At 39.0% G+C, this 18,162-nt stretch carries 24 protein-coding genes and 2 riboswitches; of the genes, 17 read left to right on the plus strand and 7 right to left on the minus strand.

Features of this window, described 5'->3' with window-relative positions:
- Positions 1-118: 118 nt before the first annotated feature.
- The 8 genes from comGA to ACQKEZ_RS03105 all read left to right on the plus strand — a co-directional run bounded on the left by comGA (position 119) and on the right by ACQKEZ_RS03105 (position 4,321).
- Positions 119-1,189 carry a competence type IV pilus ATPase ComGA gene (gene comGA / locus ACQKEZ_RS03070; protein ID WP_427298689.1) on the plus strand — a complete coding sequence of 357 codons (1,071 nt, stop codon included), beginning with the start codon at positions 119-121 and terminating at the stop codon, positions 1,187-1,189.
- On the plus strand, positions 1,170-2,210 hold the full coding sequence (gene comGB, locus ACQKEZ_RS03075) for a competence type IV pilus assembly protein ComGB (protein WP_427298691.1): 1,041 nt from the start codon (positions 1,170-1,172) through the stop codon (positions 2,208-2,210). The genes comGA and comGB overlap by 20 nt, the downstream gene beginning before the upstream one ends.
- A 15-nt stretch (positions 2,211-2,225) precedes the next feature.
- Positions 2,226-2,519, plus strand: coding sequence for a competence type IV pilus major pilin ComGC (comGC, locus tag ACQKEZ_RS03080; RefSeq protein ID WP_427298693.1), 294 nt, complete (start codon positions 2,226-2,228; stop codon positions 2,517-2,519).
- Positions 2,512-2,967 (plus strand): competence type IV pilus minor pilin ComGD, encoded by a 456-nt coding sequence (gene comGD / locus ACQKEZ_RS03085; RefSeq protein ID WP_427298695.1) that lies wholly within the window; start codon positions 2,512-2,514, stop codon positions 2,965-2,967. The genes comGC and comGD overlap by 8 nt, the downstream gene beginning before the upstream one ends.
- Positions 2,942-3,253, plus strand: coding sequence for a competence type IV pilus minor pilin ComGE (locus ACQKEZ_RS03090; RefSeq protein ID WP_427298697.1), 312 nt, complete (start codon positions 2,942-2,944; stop codon positions 3,251-3,253). Before comGD ends, ACQKEZ_RS03090 begins: the two co-directional genes overlap by 26 nt.
- Positions 3,168-3,692 carry a competence type IV pilus minor pilin ComGF gene (comGF, locus tag ACQKEZ_RS03095; RefSeq protein ID WP_427298699.1) on the plus strand — a complete coding sequence of 175 codons (525 nt, stop codon included), beginning with the start codon at positions 3,168-3,170 and terminating at the stop codon, positions 3,690-3,692. The genes ACQKEZ_RS03090 and comGF overlap by 86 nt, the downstream gene beginning before the upstream one ends.
- Positions 3,689-4,072, plus strand: a complete 384-nt coding sequence (locus ACQKEZ_RS03100) for a hypothetical protein (protein ID WP_427298701.1) — start codon at positions 3,689-3,691, stop codon at positions 4,070-4,072. The genes comGF and ACQKEZ_RS03100 overlap by 4 nt, the downstream gene beginning before the upstream one ends.
- 63 nt (positions 4,073-4,135) lie before the next feature.
- Positions 4,136-4,321 carry a YqzE family protein gene (locus tag ACQKEZ_RS03105; RefSeq protein ID WP_427298703.1) on the plus strand — a complete coding sequence of 62 codons (186 nt, stop codon included), beginning with the start codon at positions 4,136-4,138 and terminating at the stop codon, positions 4,319-4,321.
- 39 nt (positions 4,322-4,360) lie between these two features.
- Here ACQKEZ_RS03105 and ACQKEZ_RS03110 read toward each other — a convergent pair whose 3' ends face one another.
- Entirely contained in the window at positions 4,361-4,633 is a 273-nt protein-coding gene (locus ACQKEZ_RS03110; protein ID WP_427299309.1) for a DUF3889 domain-containing protein, read from the minus strand.
- 305 nt (positions 4,634-4,938) lie between these two features.
- Between ACQKEZ_RS03110 and tapA the strand changes: the two genes are divergently transcribed.
- The 3 genes from tapA to tasA all read left to right on the plus strand — a co-directional run bounded on the left by tapA (position 4,939) and on the right by tasA (position 7,013).
- A complete protein-coding gene (tapA, locus tag ACQKEZ_RS03115; protein WP_427299310.1) occupies positions 4,939-5,583 on the plus strand; it encodes an amyloid fiber anchoring/assembly protein TapA in 645 nt (214 codons plus the stop codon).
- A complete protein-coding gene (sipW, locus tag ACQKEZ_RS03120; RefSeq protein WP_427298705.1) occupies positions 5,558-6,136 on the plus strand; it encodes a signal peptidase I SipW in 579 nt (192 codons plus the stop codon). Before tapA ends, sipW begins: the two co-directional genes overlap by 26 nt.
- 73 nt (positions 6,137-6,209) lie before the next feature.
- Positions 6,210-7,013 (plus strand): biofilm matrix protein TasA, encoded by an 804-nt coding sequence (gene tasA, locus ACQKEZ_RS03125; RefSeq protein ID WP_427299311.1) that lies wholly within the window; start codon positions 6,210-6,212, stop codon positions 7,011-7,013.
- Positions 7,014-7,084: 71 nt separating this feature from the next.
- Here tasA and sinR read toward each other — a convergent pair whose 3' ends face one another.
- The 4 genes from sinR to ACQKEZ_RS03145 form a co-directional block, all read right to left on the minus strand.
- Positions 7,085-7,420: a transcriptional regulator SinR gene (gene sinR, locus ACQKEZ_RS03130; protein WP_087975811.1), complete on the minus strand. Its 336-nt coding sequence runs from the start codon at positions 7,418-7,420 to the stop codon at positions 7,085-7,087.
- 33 nt (positions 7,421-7,453) lie between these two features.
- Positions 7,454-7,618, minus strand: a complete 165-nt coding sequence (locus ACQKEZ_RS03135; RefSeq protein WP_427298707.1) for an anti-repressor SinI family protein — start codon at positions 7,616-7,618, stop codon at positions 7,454-7,456.
- Positions 7,619-7,807: 189 nt separating this feature from the next.
- Complete coding sequence (locus tag ACQKEZ_RS03140) at positions 7,808-8,605, minus strand: YqhG family protein (protein WP_427298709.1); 798 nt, start codon at positions 8,603-8,605, stop codon at positions 7,808-7,810.
- 17 nt (positions 8,606-8,622) lie between these two features.
- A complete protein-coding gene (locus ACQKEZ_RS03145; protein WP_427298711.1) occupies positions 8,623-10,290 on the minus strand; it encodes a DEAD/DEAH box helicase in 1,668 nt (555 codons plus the stop codon).
- 251 nt (positions 10,291-10,541) lie between these two features.
- Positions 10,542-10,650: riboswitch (glycine riboswitch) on the plus strand.
- A gap of 3 nt (positions 10,651-10,653) precedes the next feature.
- Positions 10,654-10,758: riboswitch (glycine riboswitch) on the plus strand.
- Positions 10,759-10,857: 99 nt separating this feature from the next.
- Between ACQKEZ_RS03145 and gcvT the strand changes: the two genes are divergently transcribed.
- The 3 genes from gcvT to gcvPB are packed head-to-tail and all read left to right on the plus strand — an operon-like array spanning position 10,858 to position 14,772.
- On the plus strand, positions 10,858-11,955 hold the full coding sequence (gene gcvT, locus ACQKEZ_RS03150) for a glycine cleavage system aminomethyltransferase GcvT (protein ID WP_427298713.1): 1,098 nt from the start codon (positions 10,858-10,860) through the stop codon (positions 11,953-11,955).
- 17 nt (positions 11,956-11,972) lie between these two features.
- Positions 11,973-13,319, plus strand: a complete 1,347-nt coding sequence (gene gcvPA, locus ACQKEZ_RS03155) for an aminomethyl-transferring glycine dehydrogenase subunit GcvPA (protein ID WP_427298715.1) — start codon at positions 11,973-11,975, stop codon at positions 13,317-13,319.
- Positions 13,312-14,772, plus strand: a complete 1,461-nt coding sequence (gene gcvPB / locus ACQKEZ_RS03160) for an aminomethyl-transferring glycine dehydrogenase subunit GcvPB (RefSeq protein ID WP_427298717.1) — start codon at positions 13,312-13,314, stop codon at positions 14,770-14,772. The genes gcvPA and gcvPB overlap by 8 nt, the downstream gene beginning before the upstream one ends.
- A gap of 40 nt (positions 14,773-14,812) precedes the next feature.
- On the opposite strand, the gene ACQKEZ_RS03165 is transcribed toward gcvPB, so the two are convergent.
- Positions 14,813-15,193, minus strand: coding sequence for a rhodanese-like domain-containing protein (locus ACQKEZ_RS03165; RefSeq protein WP_427299312.1), 381 nt, complete (start codon positions 15,191-15,193; stop codon positions 14,813-14,815).
- 220 nt (positions 15,194-15,413) lie between these two features.
- Here ACQKEZ_RS03165 and ACQKEZ_RS03170 point away from each other — a divergent pair, with 220 nt between their 5' ends.
- From ACQKEZ_RS03170 to ACQKEZ_RS03180, 3 genes are all read left to right on the plus strand, one after another.
- The gene (locus tag ACQKEZ_RS03170; protein WP_427298719.1) at positions 15,414-16,250 is read left to right on the plus strand and encodes a lipoate--protein ligase family protein; all 837 of its coding nucleotides are present in this window, start codon (positions 15,414-15,416) and stop codon (positions 16,248-16,250) included.
- A gap of 85 nt (positions 16,251-16,335) precedes the next feature.
- Positions 16,336-16,767, plus strand: a complete 432-nt coding sequence (gene mntR, locus ACQKEZ_RS03175; protein ID WP_427298721.1) for a transcriptional regulator MntR — start codon at positions 16,336-16,338, stop codon at positions 16,765-16,767.
- Positions 16,768-16,881: 114 nt separating this feature from the next.
- Complete coding sequence (locus ACQKEZ_RS03180; protein WP_427298723.1) at positions 16,882-17,757, plus strand: patatin-like phospholipase family protein; 876 nt, start codon at positions 16,882-16,884, stop codon at positions 17,755-17,757.
- Here ACQKEZ_RS03180 and ACQKEZ_RS03185 read toward each other — a convergent pair.
- Positions 17,754-18,149: an SA1362 family protein gene (locus ACQKEZ_RS03185; RefSeq protein ID WP_427298725.1), complete on the minus strand. Its 396-nt coding sequence runs from the start codon at positions 18,147-18,149 to the stop codon at positions 17,754-17,756. The two genes, ACQKEZ_RS03180 and ACQKEZ_RS03185, sit on opposite strands and share 4 nt — an antisense overlap.
- Positions 18,150-18,162 lie beyond the last annotated feature (13 nt).

Below are 18,162 nucleotides of genomic sequence, written 5' to 3' on the forward strand. Positions count from 1 at the left end.
GAGAAAAATACATACATTTTTCATTTTTGTAAAGAAAAAAGTAGTTGAAATAAAAAAGTTCACTTTTGTCAGAATTTCTTGCTATTTGTACAATATGGGCAGAAAGGGGAGAAGTAGCTTGTATGATATTGAATATTTAGGACAAGAGCTAATAGAAGAAGCATGCCGTTTAAAGGCGTCAGATGTGCATATTGTGCCACGAGAGAAAGAAGCGACCATTTCTTTTCGGATTGATGCCGATTTGATTCAAAAAAGAAGTGTGGAAAAAAAGAAGGGTGATCGTTTAATTGCTCATTTTAAATTTTTATCTTCAATGGATATTGGTGAGAAAAGGAGACCACAGAGCGGATCACTTGCTGTCATGTTAAGAAGTGGTCAAATTTATTTAAGAATGTCTACGTTGCCAACTGTAAATGATGAAAGTCTTGTCATTAGACTTCTTCCACAACATCACGTTCCAAAGACAAAACATCTCTCTTTATTTCCAAAAGCTTCAGCTAGGCTTCTATCATTTCTCAATCATTCTCATGGGCTGATCTTATTCACTGGACCAACAAATTCAGGAAAAACGACAACTCTTTATTCATTAATTGAATTTGCGAAGCAGCATTTTAATCGAAATATCATTACATTGGAAGATCCAGTTGAAACAAGAAATGAAGCAGTGCTACAGGTACAAGTAAATGAAAAAGCAGGCATCACATACGCAGCAGGATTACGTGCCATTTTAAGGCATGACCCAGATATGATTGTATTAGGTGAGATCAGAGACGCGGAAACAGCGAGAACGGCAATTAGGGCAGCGATGACGGGTCATCTAGTGCTGAGTACATTACATGCCAAAAACGCAAAAGGTGCACTATATCGGATGATTGAGTTCGGTATTACAATGAATGAACTCGAACAGACAATGGTCGCAATTGCTGCACAGCGCCTCATTGATTTAATTTGTCCCTTTTGCGGTGAGACTTGTAAGCTATACTGCAAACTGAATCGTGTCGTTCGGAGAACAAATGTGTTTGAACTGTTATTTGGGAAAGAATTAGCTGAATGTATGAAAGAAGCAAGAGGAGAATATGCCAATTCCTCGTATGAAACGTTACAAAGGTTGATCCGCAAAGGAGTTGCACTCGGCTATTTATCTAAAAATACGTACCATAGGTGGGTTTATGAAGAGGCAAATATATAAAACATGGTCAAGAAAGGATCAGGCTGAATTTCTTTCTAAGCTAAGTCAATTGATCACATCTGGCTATACACTAATCGAGGCATTAACCATGATGAATATCCAATTATCAAAAAAACAGAACACTTTGTTAAAAAAAGGAATTCAAATGTTAATTGAAGGTGAACCGTTTTATGTCGTACTTGAAGAATTCCATTTTCAACGAGAGGTGATTGCCATCATCTGTTTTTCTGAAAAACATGGAAGTTTAAGGTTTGCTTTAGAGCAAAGTGCGCTTTTTTTGAAAAAGAAACTTGATCAAATGGACACAATGAAACGAATTCTTCGTTATCCACTTTTCTTGATTTTTACGATTTGTGCAGTATTCGCTTTAATTCATACCATTGTGCTTCCTCAGTTTTCATTTTTGTATACATCAATGGGAATAGAATCCTCTATGGCTATTCAGCTGATTTTTATCATGTTCCAGTTTCTTCAGTATTTCCTCTTACTTTTTTGTTTCGTGAGTCTTTGTATTTTTTGTTATTACGTGATTTCTTTTAAGAAAAAATCTGCATTTAGTCAAATGACCATGTTAAGCCGTATTCCCATTTTAAAAAAGGGCTTAACGCTCATGCACACTTATTTTTTTTCACTTCAGCTTAGCGGTCTCCTTCATGCAGGATTATCTATTTATGACAGTCTACTTGCTTTTAAAAATCAAACATATTTACCCTTTTTAAAAGAATTATCTGAACATATGATCAAACAATTAAAGAAAGGCGAACCAATGGAGGAGCAGGTCAATAGATATTCGTTTTTTGATCAACATTTTGCATCGGTGATTCAGCATGGTGAGGCAAGTGGCCAGCTTGCAAGGGAGCTCTACACATACAGCCAGTTTTTATTAGAAAATGTTGAATTCAAAATTGAAAAATGGATGTCAATCTTGCAACCTGCGATATATGCAATTACTGCTGTTTTGATTTTAGTCGTGTACCTATCAATTCTGTTACCAATGTATCAACTGATGGAGCATATGTAACAAGGAGGTTCAAGAATGAATGATAAAGCATTTACACTACTCGAAATGTTAATTGTTATGCTGATTATTTCGATTCTTTTATTGATTACCATTCCGAATGTAACACGTCATCACCAGCATATACAGGCGAAGGGCTGCGAAGGATTAAAATCAATGGTGAGCACACAAATCATGGCATATGAGATGGATCATGATGGAAAGACACCAAGCATATCAGAATTAGAAAAAGAGGGGTATATCAAAAAAAGTCTTACTTGCCCAAATGGAAAAGCAATTATGATTCAAAATGGGGAAGTGAAAAATGAATAATTACGTAGCTCAGGATAAAGGCTTCACACTAATCGAGCATCTTGTGATGTTGCTGATTTATTCAATCTTGTTAACAACGGTGTTTACGAAAGTACCTTCTTTACTTGAGGATGCCAAAGCGAAAAAGCAGATGACACAAATGAAGCAAGATCTTCAATTAGCCTCATATACCGCCTTTGCTACAAACAGTCGTGTGGACGTTCATTTTGATGAAAAAAAGCTGTCCTATAAGGTGATGACTGAAAAAGGTAAGCGTCTTATCACTTCATCCTCAGATGAGCAAGGTTATATTAAGAATTCCACCTTTCAAAAACCCCTTCATTTCAATCCGAACGGAAACCCGGGCAGTGGTGGATCGTTCGTCGTTCAATATGGAAAACAATCGTATAAGGTCACAATTTATTTGGGGAGCGGAAGAATACATGTTCAAAAACAAGCAGGGATTTAGCACCATTGATACACTATTTGCATGTCAAATGTTGATTTTCACTGCTTCCATATTGGTCCCGTGCTATGAAATGGTAGCCATGAGCAGAAGTGAGGTGAATGCAAAAGTTGCAGCATATCAATTCATTCATGAACAAATGAATGCTGCTTTTTCAACAGGGGAACAAAAATCGGTGAGTGAAACAAGAGGGAGGATCACATATGAACTGGATTGGCAGGAGCAAAAGGTATGTGTACTCTATAAATTACAAAAAAAAGAAACGATCTGTTTTACCAGGTTTGAATGAGGACGGTTTTACTTTTGTTCATTCCCTGGTGCAATTTCAGCTCTATTTGTTTCTTTCAATATCAGCAATGATGCTACTTTTTTTAACAGTTAAAATCAAACCGTTTGATCAATTACAACATTTTTCAAAGATGGAGTGGCAATTGACTATGAATCAAATCGATGAGGAACTCAAAAAGGCAGTAACAGTAAGGGCAATTAATCACGGTCATGCACTAGAGGTGGTCACTCATAAGGGACAGATTATCACATTTGAACGATACAAAAACATGATTCGTAAAAGAGTGGACTCTACAGGGCATCTCCCCTTATTACAAAAGGTAGATGAATTGAAGGTCATAACCAATCAGCAAACGACTGTATTACGAGTGAAAGATGAGTCTGGTCAAATACATCAAGCGTCATTTCTTACATATAAAGGGGTGAATCGTCGAAATTGAAGTGTAATCGCGCCTTTGTATACCCGAATGTCCTAATCATGGCCCTATTTTTCCTTATTGTTCTAGGATCGGTCACTGCTAGCACTCTAAAAGAGTGGAAGCATGCAGAGCTAGCCATTTCCTATTATGAGAAACAGCAGTTATATAGAATAGGCGCTACTGAAGTATTAAAAAATACAAAGTCATGGTGTGGAAAAAACAAGAAACATTGGAATGTGACAGAAGGAGAAGTGTCGGTAAAGCCTGTGGTCTGTGATGAAAATAACGAGCGAATTCAAGTGAGCATACATGTTAAAACGAAGACCGGTGTCTCAGAATTTGGTGAGGTCGTGATAAATACAACTAAAAATGAAGTGCTTGAATGGATGTCAGATGATTAGGCTATGATGTATAACAAAACGCTCTTTCGGGCAACACTGAATGAAGGAAGGGTGAGCGTACAAATGAAAACAAATGCTTATGTAAAGTATATGACAGAAGAAGTCATTAAATATATGAATACACCACGTGAAGAACGGAGGGAGCATAAGCAAGTAAAAAAAGAACTGAAAACTCCGTTTGTACAGCGTTTGTTTGGAATGATTCCCTTTGGATTTGCCATGCTATTTAAACGAGATGAACACAAATAAAAAAGCCGCCAATTTGGTGGCTTTTTTATTTGTGTTGTATCAGCTATATTCTTCGACGACAATCACTTTATTGACTTTGTTTGAAGAGCGGTTATAGGAAATGGTGACAAAGACCCCGAATTCTTTAGTATCCTCTTTTAATGTAATATGGTATTGTTTTACAGATTCTGAGTCCCGATGACGATCCCATACTTTTTGCTTGAATAAGACTTGGGCTAAAGGATACCTTTTTTTCACTTCTTTGACTGCCCGAGTTTCCCATTGATCTGTATGATTTTGAAATACATAAGCAGCCTTTGATTCAGTTATCATGTTGCATGAGATTGAAAGCATGAGTATAAAACAGATGATTCCAACTCTTTTCATTCATCATCACCTCACCACTTGTTATCTTTTCCAATCTCTTTACTTTTATGTGAATTCTTTATTAAGTACAAATGGCACAAAAAAACATTAAATATGGCGAAAGAATGAGAAAATGGAAGATTTTTCTCGGAAATGTTCTTCTTTAAGAACAAAACGGGCTAATTTGCCATTTTGGTTTTTATAGGTATTTACTTATACTAAGTTTAATCGTTCTTATTAAAGAACAACCATTGGAGGAGTTGAAAGTGCCTATGAAACATTCGCTCTTTGTTCTCTTCTGTATGATCATTTTACTTTCACTTGCACATTTAACAACACCAACAAATGCCTCTTTTAATGATTTTGAATTCAGCAAAGTGACAATTAAAACGTGTGAGGATTTCCATAAAACAGACAAGAATTGTCAGCGTAAGAAGTGGGATAAAGGTCATTTGATCATCAAGGACCAAACGAAGATAAAAGGAATAGTTTGCGCTCCATATAAGTTAAGCATCACATTAAAGAATATAGGTCAAAATATGGCGTATTCTGGATGGCGGTGGGAATTGCACAAAGTCCCGAGCGTCAAACGACCTATAACTGATGGGCATGTACTTGAAAGAGGTAGCGTTCCAATCCTTCGTTCAAAAGAAACCATTGGCATTACTTCTAACAAAGCAAAAACACAAGGTGTGTATGTCTTTAAAATTTATTATCCAGAGGGCTTTAAAGTAAATGGGATGAAAAAGGCATATGTTTGGTCAAATCCTATGGCGCTTGCTCATTGTATTGAAAAGAAAATGGTTCCATCTGAATCACAATCAACTCAAGATACGCAAAAAAGCAAGGAATCCCAAAGCTCGTTTCAATTTAAAGGGGGAACAGTTGAAGATGAAAAGAATTCTGAACATGACTAGCAGCATTATGTATGCCATTATTTTCACCATCATGATTGCACTGATAATTATTGTATTATCATCAAGGACATCTGGGGGAGAACCACAAATTTTCGGTTATCAGCTTAAACAAGTACTTTCTGGCTCTATGGAACCGGAATTTTCAACAGGATCTCTCATTGTTGTCAAGAAACTAACCTCTCTTGACACATTAAAAGTTGGGGATATTATTACCTTCCAAACCAACCAAGATAAAGAACAATCATTTGTTACGCATAGAATTGTCAGCATAAAAGGGGAAGGGAAAGATAAAACGTTTGAAACAAAAGGGGATCATAACATGTACATCGATGGGACTGTAGTCAAGGGAAGTCAAATTTTTGCGGAATATACAGGAGTGAACATTCCATATGCAGGAAAATTTCTCTCTTATGCTGGAACTTCAGCGGGGACTGCACTTTTACTCATCATACCAGGTGTACTTCTCTTGATTTATTCATTGGTTAACTTTATGGGTGTGGCGAAACAACGAAACCGCTCAACTGAATTACACATCACTGAGAAGCAGGTGTAAGACTTTGATTTCTGTCTATATGTTTGTAGCCTATTTAGGTTTCAATAAATTATAACTTAGGGGGATTTGTATGATGAAATTTAAAAAGTCAAAAAAGTCAATTGGTTTAGGTGTCGTAACTGGTGCTTTAGGACTTGCATTAATTGGAGGAGGAACCTGGGCCTCTTTTAACGATGTGGAGAAGGCGAATGCAGTTTATTCAGCAGGAGAGCTTGACCTATCAGCTAAAGAAAATTCCGGAGCGATTAACCTAGCAAACCTAAAGCCGGGTGACAAACTCAAAAAAGAATTCAACTTTGAAAATAAAGGAACACTTGCGATCAATCAAGTGCTCATGCAGCTTGGCTATAGCAACTTCAAAGATGGTAAGGCTAAAAATGGTGATCAAAATACCGCAGAAGAATTTTTAAGTCAGTTTCAAGTGAGTGTGCTCACAGTGGGGGCTGAAGGCGGGAACGGCTATCCAAAAAACATTATTTTAGAAGGAGCAAACTTGCTTGATTTATATCTATTAACTTCGGAGCAGGATCAGGCAGCATTTGATAAGCTCCGCAATGCCATCGATGAAAAGTTTTTACATGAGAGTGGAAAAATCAATGTTGCAACAGTGGATGGAGCGACTGCTCCTGAGTATGACGGCATTCCAAAAAATCCATATGACTACGATAAAGTGGAAATGATCATTGAATTTGTTAATGACCAGACAAAGGACGGAGAAGGTAAATATATTCAAAATAAATACCAAGGCGATGCTATTCAAATCGATCTTTCCTTTGAAGCGACGCAGTGGAATGGTTTAACGATCGATCCTAAAAAGCATACGGATGAAAAAGGCTACGTGAAGGAAAATGAAAAAGCACACAGCGAAGATAAATAATATGAACAGTCTTTAGACTGATAATCATCATCTGAATAACAATTGGAGGAGTATGCGCTAAAATGTGCGCCTTACTCCTCTTCTTGCTTTTTTCTCCAGATTTGATAATCTAAAAATTCACGAAATTGCTTTTTCGAAACCCCTGATGTCATTGCATCTCGAACTAGTTTTTCCCATTCACTATCTAATTGACCATCGTATTCGGTTTCATCTTTTTCGTTTAAAAGTGTATGAACCGAGACGTCCAGAACAGCGGAGATTTTTTCAAGAAATTGAATGGAGGGGTTTGTTTGCAAGTTTCTTTCTATTGAACTCAAATAAGACTTCGCTACCCCAGCCTTTTCGGCCAGTTCTGATAGTGAGTAGCCTTTTTCATTGCGGTATTGTTTAATACGCTGGCCAATCAATGTCATCACCTTCCTTTCGATATTATAGCACATTCAGAAAGGTTTGATAGAATGACTTCTTACCAGTGGGGTAGACTCTGAGGACTTTTGGTTCGTTTTTAGAAAATGGCTGACTTGTTGCGGTGTGAGCCCTGCATTCCGAGCTTCAATTAATAATTGAATCCATTCGCTGTCAAGCTTTTTCTTTTCCTTTTCCATGCAAATACCTCCTAAAATACTGAATCGTGTATTTCAGGCACTTAACGCATTAAATGCAAAGACAAAGGTGGCATGTCCTCATGGTCGTTTGCGTCATGTTTTCGCCCAATACAAACTTACAAATTTTTCTTTTTATTTATTAAAAGATGTATATATCCGGAGAAAGAAAGGTGTTGAATAGAAAAAATCTTACCCTCTCTTCCTTTGCTGAAGATAAAACAACCCACCATTTTCAATCGTTAAACTGATTTTTGGCTCATATAAAGACTGAAGCGCTTGTCTTTCTATTTCATATTCTACAGATGTGCCTGAAGTCCCTTCATAAAATTGATTTAAAAGTTCAGAATCTTCGTTCCATTTTTGTATAGCTCTAATTGCCCAGTCGTTTGGCTCCTCATATGCATAACGCTCCATCAAAGTGAAGAGGCGTCTCACACCACTTTCCGGTTTGATCATTGTACTCATAGTGAAACAATAATCAGGAATTTGTGAAGATAGTTGTCGCTTTTCGAGTTTCTCTTGAAATTGCTCGACCACTTCTCCACGAATGAGATGGAGACCAAGTGAGAGAAGCTTATCTCTTTTTAGATCGGACAGATAAGAAATTTTGACATTTACTCCAAGCCAAGGCTCAAGTGCGACCTGTGTTTTGCTTACAGAGTTTGTTTGTTCGTAAAGGCGAATAAATCTTCCTTGTTGTTTGACAGCTTCAAAGATTTGAAACAATCGTGGCGAGCCAAAGTGAATAAATTCACCTTCTACGTTTGCTCCGGCTTTTTCTTGATCGGTAATAAGTGTGAGCTTCCGCGGCTCAGGTACGCCGCCTGTTTTTTCAAGCCAATGCCAATAAAAGGGTCGATTCATAATCATTTTGTCCATTTCAATTGTCAATTGCACAGTCATATGTCCACTACTTTGTTCAATAATGTCACATTGGTTTGCTACAAAGAATTTTTTAAGGAATGCATGAATGTCATGTTGTTGCATAAAAGAAAGCCTCCTTTTTAACCTTGCTGTCTTTTTTCAAGTGGGGGAGGTGTCGCCTGAGACAAAAAGGATGTAAACTGGCTTAACCTCGTTTTCATTTCACTATCAGACTGTTGCTGATATAAAATGTCATGAAGCTCTGCCTGAGCATCTGTCACTTCAATGCGCGTTAATATATCATCTAAGTCTCCGATCACATGTTCAAATAGCTGAATTTTTTTATAAAGAAGTTTTAAGATATGATCTTCCACAGTGCCATTTGTCGCCATATTATAAATGTGGACGTCTCGCTCCTGACCGAGTCTGTGGATACGTCCAATTCGTTGTTCAAGGCGCATAGGATTCCAAGGGAGATCGTAGTTGATGATTTGGTTACAAAATTGCAGGTTTATTCCTTCACCGCCTGCTTCTGTTGCAATGAGCACTTGAGCACGTTCGCGAAATAAATCTTTCATCCAATCCTTTTTACTTCGTTTGAAGCCACCTCTAAATGGAACAGAACTGATGCCATTTTGTTGGAGAAACCATTGTAGATAAATTTGTGTCGCGCGGTATTCAGTAAAAATAATCACTTTTTCATTTAATTGTTGTATGAGTTTGACGACTTCTATTGCCTTTGTGTTTTGTTCCACTTGGTGAATTCTTTCCATCATTCGCTCAATGGCATCATACCCAAACACATTCTCCTGTCCATCTTGCATTTTTTTTAGTGTCATATACACAGCTTCACGGCTTGAACAGCACTCACGCTCTAGTGTCATAATCGAAAACATGTGTTTAGCGGTAGATTGATCTTCTTTTAAGAGACAAATTTCATCATATAAAGCCTGTTCAGTAGGTGAGAAATCAATAGAGATGGTTTTCACATGACGCTTCGACCACTCAATACCGGTGTCTTGTCTTCGGTTTCGTATCATGACTTTGTTGACGAGCTGTTTTAGCGTGCTGTGATTTTCAAGCTGTAAGTCTTTCTTAGCAAACACATCTTTAAATTGATGCTCATTTCCTAAGTGTCCGGGCTTTAGTAGAGAAACAAGATTGAAAATCTCACCAATGCGATTTTGAATAGGGGTTGCAGTTAGTAAAAGACAAAACTTCTTGTTCAAGTTTCTAACAAACTCATAGTTTTTCGTTTTGTTGTTTTTTAGCTTATGTGCTTCATCAATAATCACCATGTCATATGAAATCGATAAGATGGTGTCGCGGTGGGGCATCCTTTTCGCTGTGTCAATGGAAGATACAACTACATCACATTGCTCCCAAACGTAACTCTTTTTCTGTTCAACAGCATCAATATAAAATTTTGATCTTAATTCATGTACCCATTGGGATACAAGAGATGCAGGAACAAGGATTAAGATTTTTTTTGCAAGGCCTCGAATCATGTATTCTTTTAAAATGAGTCCTGCCTCGATTGTTTTTCCAAGGCCTACTTCATCAGCTAATATTGCTTTACCATTCATTTCTTCTACCACTTTTTTTGCGACTTCAAGCTGGTGTGCAAGTGGTGTAAATGCTGTTAGGTGAGAAGGTGCCTGTAATCCCTCAAAAGAATCAATGGCCGTGACCTTTTGTACTTGTGCTGCCAATTGATACATTTCCCAGTTCGCCCAAGGGCCATCATGTGTAAGGCAACGCATGAATTCGTTTGTCCAATCATGATCAAAAATCGTTTGAATATCCAATGGGAGTGAGCCTACCTTTCTGTCAGAATATCACTTGAAATGTTCTGTTTTTAAACGCTTCACTTTATGAAAAAGAAAAGGGGAGCGAAATATATCCACAAAAGCGAACGATCATTCTTTCTTTTTTAGAAATGTTAATGATTTTTATATTGCCCTTGTTGTGTAGCTAATGGTAGGATGTTGGTAAGTGATCTTCTGAATAAATCACCCACTTTGATAGTATGTCCAATAAAGGACAAGAATATGAGCGAATGATGGTATGGGGAGAGACTTGAAGGCGAGACAGATGCCAACAAGCGCCGAAGGAGCAAGCCGCACGAGTGCAGTGAATCTCTCAGGCAAAAGTACTCTTACCGGACGCAACTCTGGAGAGTGTTTGCTTCTTTTGTTGATGGGCAAACCACCAAAGGGGAAAACGCACAGACATATTTGTGTTTGTGCTGTAAACTTTCAGGTGCAAGGACAGAGAACTTTCTTTTTAAGGGAGTTGTCTGTCCTTTTTTGCTGCATTTTTTCTGAAAATTCAGCTTGATTGCAGCAACATGATGAAAAAGGGGGAAACGATCTATGCTTAAACGAACACCACTTTTTAATGAGTATCAAACGCTTGGCGGTAAAACGATTGATTTTGGAGGCTGGGAATTACCAGTTCAATTTTCATCCATTAAAGAAGAGCACGAGGCTGTTCGAACAAAGGCAGGACTCTTTGATGTGTCTCATATGGGAGAGGTTGAAATTACGGGTAAGGACAGCCTTGCTTTCTTACAAAGATTATTAACCAATGATGTTTCAAAACTGACAAATGGACGCGCACTATATACGGCGATGTGTTATGAAGATGGTGGAACCATCGATGACTTACTTGTGTATCAAAAAGAGGATGAAAACTATCTGCTTGTTATAAATGCCTCTAATATTGAAAAAGATGTGGAGTGGCTCTTAAAAAATCGGTTGAAAGATCAAGTGACGATCAAAAATGTATCTGATGAAATGGCGCTTTTAGCACTTCAAGGACCGCTTGCAGCTAATATCATCAAAGAAGTATCGAATGACGAAGTAACGGCGTTAAAGCCTTTTACATTCAAATCGTCTGCCCTCGTTGCTGAGAAAGAAGTCCTTGTTTCAAGAACAGGCTATACAGGTGAAGATGGTTTTGAAATTTACTGTCAAACAGAGGACGCAGTACATATTTGGTCTCTCCTTTTAAAGGTAGGAAAGCCAAAAGGATTGATCCCTTGTGGATTAGGAGCGAGAGATACGCTGAGGTTTGAAGCGAAACTGCCCCTTTATGGACAGGAGCTGACGAAAGATATTTCTCCGATAGAAGGTGGCATTGGTTTTGCAGTGAAACCAGATAAAGAAGCTGATTTTATCGGAAAAGAGGTCCTAAAGAAGCAAAAAGAAGAAGGCACTGACAGAAAGCTTGTTGGTATAGAAATGATTGATAAAGGAATTCCAAGAACGGATTACCTAGTTTTTTCAGGCGAAGAGCAAATTGGCTTCGTCACAACGGGAACACAATCACCTACCTTAAAGAAAAATGTCGGGCTCGTGCTGATCAATCAATCTTTTGCTGATCTGCATACAGAGGTAGAAGTACAAGTCCGCAAAAAACGTTTGAAAGCAAAAGTCGTCGCCACACCATTTTACAGACGAGCGAAATAACAAAGGGGGAACAAAGGATGAAGCACAGATATTTGCCACAAACAGAGCAAGATCAGAAAGAGATGCTAGATGTTATCGGTGTCGAGTCGATTGATGAACTGTTTTCAGATATTCCTGAAAAGGTGCGGTTTAAAGGGACGTATGATATCAAACAAGCAGCATCTGAAACGGAGCTAGTAAGAGAGTTATCTCGCCTCGCTGCTAAGAATAAAGATACTGTTTCCTACGCATCGTTTTTAGGGGCGGGTGTGTATGATCATTACCAGCCTGTCATTGTAGACCATGTTATTTCACGCTCTGAATTTTACACTGCATATACACCTTATCAACCAGAAATATCACAAGGAGAGCTGCAAGCCATTTTTGAATTTCAAACGATGATTGCAGAACTGACAGGTATGGATTTGGCAAACTCTTCGATGTATGACGGAGGAACTGCTTTAGCTGAAGCGGCAATGCTAGCAGCAGGTCATACCAAAAAGAATAAAATTGTCGTCTCAGAAACGGTACATCCAGAATCACGAGCTGTCCTGAAAACATATGCGAAAGGCCAAAATATTGAAGTGATTGAAGTACCCGCTTATAAAGGGCAAACAGATTTGGCTCAATTAGAAAAGGCAGTTTGTGAAGAGACCGCAGCTGTACTTGTGCAATATCCTAATTTTTTTGGGGGAGTAGAGCCGTTAAAAGACATTGAACCATTAGCTCATCAAGGGAAAAGTCTGTTTATCGTTTCTAGTAATCCGCTAGCACTTGGACTTTTAACACCACCAGGTCAGCTTGGTGCAGATATTGTTGTTGGTGATGCCCAACCATTTGGCATTCCTGCTGCGTTTGGTGGTCCGCATTGCGGTTATTTTGCTGTCACGAAAAAATTGATGCGAAAAGTACCTGGTCGACTAGTCGGTCAGACTGAGGATGAAAACGGTGTTCGAGGATTTGTTCTGACCCTTCAAGCGAGAGAGCAACATATCCGCCGGGACAAAGCGACCTCTAATATATGTTCCAATCAAGCACTCAATGCACTCGCTGCATCCGTTGCAATGACGGCACTTGGCAAGCAGGGAATGAAAGAGGTAGCAAATCAAAATGTGCAAAAAGCACATTATGCGAAAAAACAAGCAGAAGCACATGGCTTAAAGGCAGATATGGAAGGTTCTATTTTCAATGAATTTGTATTGAAATTGAAAGAGCCTGTAAAAGAAGCGAACAAAAGGTTGCTTGAAAAAGGCATCATTGGTGGCTATGATCTAGGACTTGTCTATCCTGAGTTAGAAAATCATATGCTTGTTGCCGTCACAGAGCTCAGAACAAAGACAGAAATTGATACGTTGATCAAGGAATTGGGGGATCGCCATGAATAAACAAGACCAACCGCTTATCTTTGAAGTATCGAAGGAAGGTAGAATCGGGTATAGCTTACCTGAGTTAGATGTGCCGGTTCAAGAACTATCGGAATTGTTTGATGAATCTTACGTAAGGCAAGAGGAAGCTGAGCTCCCACAAGTATCAGAGCTTGATATTATGCGCCATTATACAGCGCTCTCTAGGCGAAATCATGGTGTAGATTCCGGTTTTTATCCGCTTGGTTCTTGTACAATGAAGTACAATCCAAAGATCAATGAAAAAGTAGCGCGTATCGCAGGGTTTGCTCAAGTGCACCCACTTCAAGATGAAGAAACAGTGCAAGGCGCACTAGAGCTTTTATACGATTTAGGAGAGCACCTTGAAGAAATTACAGGAATGGATGCTGTCACTTTGCAGCCTGCAGCAGGTGCTCACGGTGAATGGACCGGACTGATGATGATTCGTGCCTATCATGAAGCAAGAGGGGATTATAAGCGGACAAAAGTCATTGTGCCTGATTCTGCTCACGGAACGAACCCTGCTTCTGCCACAGTTGCCGGTTTTGAAACAATCACGGTAGCTTCTGATGAAAATGGATTAGTTGATTTAGAGGATTTAAAGCGTGTGGTCAATAACGAAACAGCTGCACTTATGCTGACAAATCCCAATACACTTGGTTTATTTGAAGAGAACATTTTAGAAATGGCTGAAATCGTTCATGGCGCAGGAGGAAAGCTGTATTATGATGGGGCGAATTTGAATGCAGTTTTAAGCAGAGCTAGACCGGGAGATATGGGATTTGATGTCGTTCATTTAAACCTACACAAAACGTTTACAGGCCCACACGGAGGCGGAGGTCCAGGTTCGGGACCAGTTGGTGTCAAAGAGGACTTGATTCCTTATTTACCAAAGCCTGTATTAGTAAAACGAGAAGGCCAATTCCACTTCGATTACAATAGACCTGATTCAATCGGTCGAGTAAAACCGTTCTATGGAAACTTTGGGATTAATGTTCGCGCATATGCCTATATCCGCTCAATGGGCCCTGATGGCTTAAAGGCAGTTACAGATAATGCAGTCCTCAATGCAAACTACATGATGCGTCGTTTAAGTGCACATTATGACTTGCCATTTGATCGTCACTGTAAACATGAGTTCGTTTTATCAGGGAAACGTCAGAAAAAATTAGGTGTACGAACACTAGATATTGCTAAACGTTTGCTTGATTTTGGTTATCATCCGCCAACGATTTATTTCCCGCTCAATGTTGAAGAGTGTATCATGATTGAGCCGACGGAAACAGAATCAAAAGAGACGCTAGATTCATTTATTGAGGCGATGATTCAAATTGCCAAAGAAGCAGAAGAGCATCCAGAAGTGGTGCAGGAAGCACCACATACAACAGTTGTGAAAAGAATGGATGAAACAAAGGCAGCGAGAAATCCGGTGCTTGTGTATCAAAGTAAATAAAAGAAGACTCAGGGAGTTCTGTCTCCCAGAGTCTTTTTCATTAGTTCTTTGTTTTAATACGACCGCCCCATTTTTTGAAGCCACCTTTTAAATTGTAGACTTCACGACAGCCATTTTTGCGAAGCGTTTGTGCCGCTTTTCCGCTTCTGACGTTGTTTTGGCAATAGAGATAAACAGGCTTGTCTGGACGAATTTCGTTTTTCCGTTGCTTTAATTGTGACAATGGAATGTTTCTTGCCCCTAAAATATGTCCGCCTTCAAACTCATTCGGCTCTCTTACATCAATGAGCTGTGCTTTACGATAGCCTTTAATGAATTCCTCTTCAGTCAGCGTTTTCATGATACGTTGCTGATAGATGAAATTGCCGATTGAATAGAGAATGAAAAGTCCACAAAGGGAGAGGACAATAATATTAAATATTGGCAATACGACTCGACTCCTTCTTGAATATCATCACAGCAAACTGTGTGATTGTACGTTTTAGACAAATACTATTATAGTAAAGCTAAAGAATCTTGTCATCATAAATGATGCTAATTATTTTCAATTCATTCCCCATTTGATAGACTTGATAAAGAGAGAAGCCGCTGTTTAAAGGCGGATATAGAAAATTGACTTTGTAAAAGAGAAGGGATTTTATATGCAAAAAGAGAAATGGTGTTTCATTGATACAGGAAATAAAGATCCTGCCTTTAACATGGCGATGGACGAAGCACTGCTTTATTGGCACAGTGAGAAGCTCATTCCACCTGTCATCCGTTTTTATGGATGGGACCCAGCAACGCTGTCTGTCGGCTACTTTCAAAATGTTGAAAAAGAAATTAACATGGACGCTGTTCGTAAGTATGGTTTAGGCTTTGTTAGGCGCCCAACAGGCGGACGGGGTGTACTCCATGATCAAGAACTGACATATAGTGTGATTGTTTCTGAGGAGCATCCAGAGATGCCTGCAACTGTAACTGAAGCATATCGCGTGATTTCAGAGGGCATTTTGGAAGGCTTTAAAGAATTGGGACTTGATGCGTATTTTGCCATTCCTCGTACTGAAAAAGAGAAAGAAAGCTTAAAAAATCCAAGGTCTTCTGTATGTTTTGATGCACCATCGTGGTATGAGCTTGTTGTAGAGGGCAGAAAGGTTGCTGGAAGCGCTCAAACAAGACAAAAAGGGGTGATCTTACAACATGGCTCAATCTTAATTGATTTAGATGAAGACAAGCTGTTTGATCTGTTCTTATATCCAAATGACAGAGTGAGAGAACGAATGCAGCGTAGCTTTAAAAATAAAGCGGTCGCGATCAATGAAATATCAAAACGAACTTGTACGATTGATGATGCCCGTGTCGCATTTAAGCATGGATTTGAAAAAGGTTTGAACATTGAGCTTGTGCCATATGATCTTACGGATGAAGAACTAGCCTTTGTGAACCATCTTGCAAAGACAAAATATGCGTCTGACGATTGGAATTACAAGCGCTGACAGCTTTAGCTTTTCTTGTGTTTTTAATGGCAATAGTGTAGACTTGTTATGATTATTAAGTAAAGGTGCATTTTGGAGGGGTATTATGACGACACCTAGTATGGAAGATTATATTGAACAAATTTATATGCTAATAGAAGAAAAAGGATACGCAAGAGTATCTGATATAGCAGAAGCCCTCGCTGTCCATCCCTCCTCTGTAACAAAAATGGTTCAAAAACTTGATAAAGATGAATACTTAATTTATGAGAAGTACCGTGGACTTGTTTTAACCCCAAAAGGGAAAAAAATCGGTAAACGGCTCGTATACAGACACGAATTACTTGAACAGTTTTTAAGAATCATTGGTGTAGACGAAGAGAAAATTTATGATGATGTAGAAGGAATCGAACATCATCTTAGCTGGAACAGTATTGATCGGATTGGTGACCTTGTTCAGTTTTTTGAAGAAAACAAAGAACGGTCTGCGCAGCTGAAAATCATCCGAAAGAAAAACGAACAAAACAATCAAGAATAATGACAGTGAAAAGGACACTCAACGGATGAGTGTCCTTTTTGTATACAGTTCTATTTTCACAAGTGTGCTCCTAAACTAATAACAGTGCGATCTAAGAAAAAAGGGGGCTCCTTTATGAAAATTGACGGTGTATTCTCAGGAGGTGGCATTAAAGGTGCAGCGCTTGCAGGTGCCTATGAAGCACTTGAGAAAAAAGGCTTTCAGTTTGTTCGACTTGCAGGTACAAGTGCGGGTGCCGTTATTGCCTCACTGATTGCAGCTGGCTTTACAAGTGAAGAAATGAAGGAGCTATTAGAGGAAATGGATGAGCATAAATTGCTGGATCAGCGTTGCGGTTTTCTGCCATTTAAAATGTTGAGGTGGATCTCCATTTATTGGCGTCTTGGTTTATACAAAGGGGATCTGCTAGAAAAATGGTTAACAGACGTGTTGAAAAGAAAAGGTGTGACTGTATTTGGTGATTTAAAAAAAGATACTTTGAAAATTGTTGCCTCGGATTTAACGAATGGAAAAATCCTCGTATTACCTGATGATCTTCCCTCTTATGGACTGAACCCTGAGCGATTCTCTGTTGCCCGTGCCATTCGCATGAGCTGTAGTCTTCCATATTTTTTTGAACCCGTCAAATTAAAATCATCGAGGGGCATTTGTACAATTGTGGATGGAGGCGTACTGAGTAATTTTCCGATTTGGCTATTTGTAGAGGAAAAAAAACGCCCTGTTGTAGGTGTGACCCTTACGCCAAATGAAAAAGAGCGTCCGCAACACTCCATCCGCAATGCGTTTGAATTGTTCGGTGCTCTCTTTGAAACGATGCGTGGTGCGCACGATGAAAGGCATATTGCCACTAAACACGAACGCAATATTATTTTTATTCCTGTTGAACATGTCATCGCCACTGACTTTCATATCATGACTGAAAAGAAAAGGGCGCTCGTCGATCTAGGTAGACAAAAGGCCGAGCAGTTTTTAAAGAATTGGACGTATTAAAAAAGAGCCTTGTTTTTCTTCTTATTTTTCTTGCCTTCAATCACAGTCAACTGTGTTTGGCTTTTCTTTTTGAGAAGGACGGGCTTTGACTTGTGGTCAGTCGGCACGCTCCGAAGATGAGTGACCCGATTTTTCACATGGCTTTTCGCTTTTGGTTTTGTATGCTGGTAGCGACGTTTCGATTGTCTCACTGCCTTGCGATAAAGATTCCCTTCTGATCCGCTGTTTCGATTCACAATCCATTTAAATAGGAAAAACATAACCGCTCCAATGATCACAACTGATAACAGCATAGTGAAAAGCCTACCAGGGTTTGTTGTGAGGATATACACAAATCCCAAAACACCTAAAGCGATAATGATGGTAAAAGCAGGATGTACTCGGCGATTCATAACTGTCCACCTC

Origin of the sequence: Bacillus sp. NPDC077027, from assembly GCF_050269555.1 — a bacterium.
Lineage (GTDB): Bacteria > Bacillota > Bacilli > Bacillales > Bacillaceae > Bacillus.

Coding starts and splice junctions, on each gene's coding strand:
- comGB (WP_427298691.1), top strand. CDS start 1,170: ATGAAGAGGCAAATATATAAAACATGGTCAAGAAAGGATCAGGCTGAA.
- comGC (WP_427298693.1), top strand. CDS start 2,226: ATGAATGATAAAGCATTTACACTACTCGAAATGTTAATTGTTATGCTG.
- comGD (WP_427298695.1), top strand. CDS start 2,512: ATGAATAATTACGTAGCTCAGGATAAAGGCTTCACACTAATCGAGCAT.
- ACQKEZ_RS03090 (WP_427298697.1), top strand. CDS start 2,942: ATGTTCAAAAACAAGCAGGGATTTAGCACCATTGATACACTATTTGCA.
- comGF (WP_427298699.1), top strand. CDS start 3,168: ATGAACTGGATTGGCAGGAGCAAAAGGTATGTGTACTCTATAAATTAC.
- ACQKEZ_RS03105 (WP_427298703.1), top strand. CDS start 4,136: ATGAAAACAAATGCTTATGTAAAGTATATGACAGAAGAAGTCATTAAA.
- ACQKEZ_RS03110 (WP_427299309.1), bottom strand. CDS start 4,633: ATGATAACTGAATCAAAGGCTGCTTATGTATTTCAAAATCATACAGAT.
- tapA (WP_427299310.1), top strand. CDS start 4,939: ATGAAACATTCGCTCTTTGTTCTCTTCTGTATGATCATTTTACTTTCA.
- sipW (WP_427298705.1), top strand. CDS start 5,558: ATGAAAAGAATTCTGAACATGACTAGCAGCATTATGTATGCCATTATT.
- tasA (WP_427299311.1), top strand. CDS start 6,210: ATGAAATTTAAAAAGTCAAAAAAGTCAATTGGTTTAGGTGTCGTAACT.
- ACQKEZ_RS03135 (WP_427298707.1), bottom strand. CDS start 7,618: ATGGAAAAGGAAAAGAAAAAGCTTGACAGCGAATGGATTCAATTATTA.
- ACQKEZ_RS03140 (WP_427298709.1), bottom strand. CDS start 8,605: ATGCAACAACATGACATTCATGCATTCCTTAAAAAATTCTTTGTAGCA.
- gcvT (WP_427298713.1), top strand. CDS start 10,858: ATGCTTAAACGAACACCACTTTTTAATGAGTATCAAACGCTTGGCGGT.
- gcvPA (WP_427298715.1), top strand. CDS start 11,973: ATGAAGCACAGATATTTGCCACAAACAGAGCAAGATCAGAAAGAGATG.
- gcvPB (WP_427298717.1), top strand. CDS start 13,312: ATGAATAAACAAGACCAACCGCTTATCTTTGAAGTATCGAAGGAAGGT.
- ACQKEZ_RS03170 (WP_427298719.1), top strand. CDS start 15,414: ATGCAAAAAGAGAAATGGTGTTTCATTGATACAGGAAATAAAGATCCT.
- mntR (WP_427298721.1), top strand. CDS start 16,336: ATGACGACACCTAGTATGGAAGATTATATTGAACAAATTTATATGCTA.
- ACQKEZ_RS03180 (WP_427298723.1), top strand. CDS start 16,882: ATGAAAATTGACGGTGTATTCTCAGGAGGTGGCATTAAAGGTGCAGCG.
- ACQKEZ_RS03185 (WP_427298725.1), bottom strand. CDS start 18,149: ATGAATCGCCGAGTACATCCTGCTTTTACCATCATTATCGCTTTAGGT.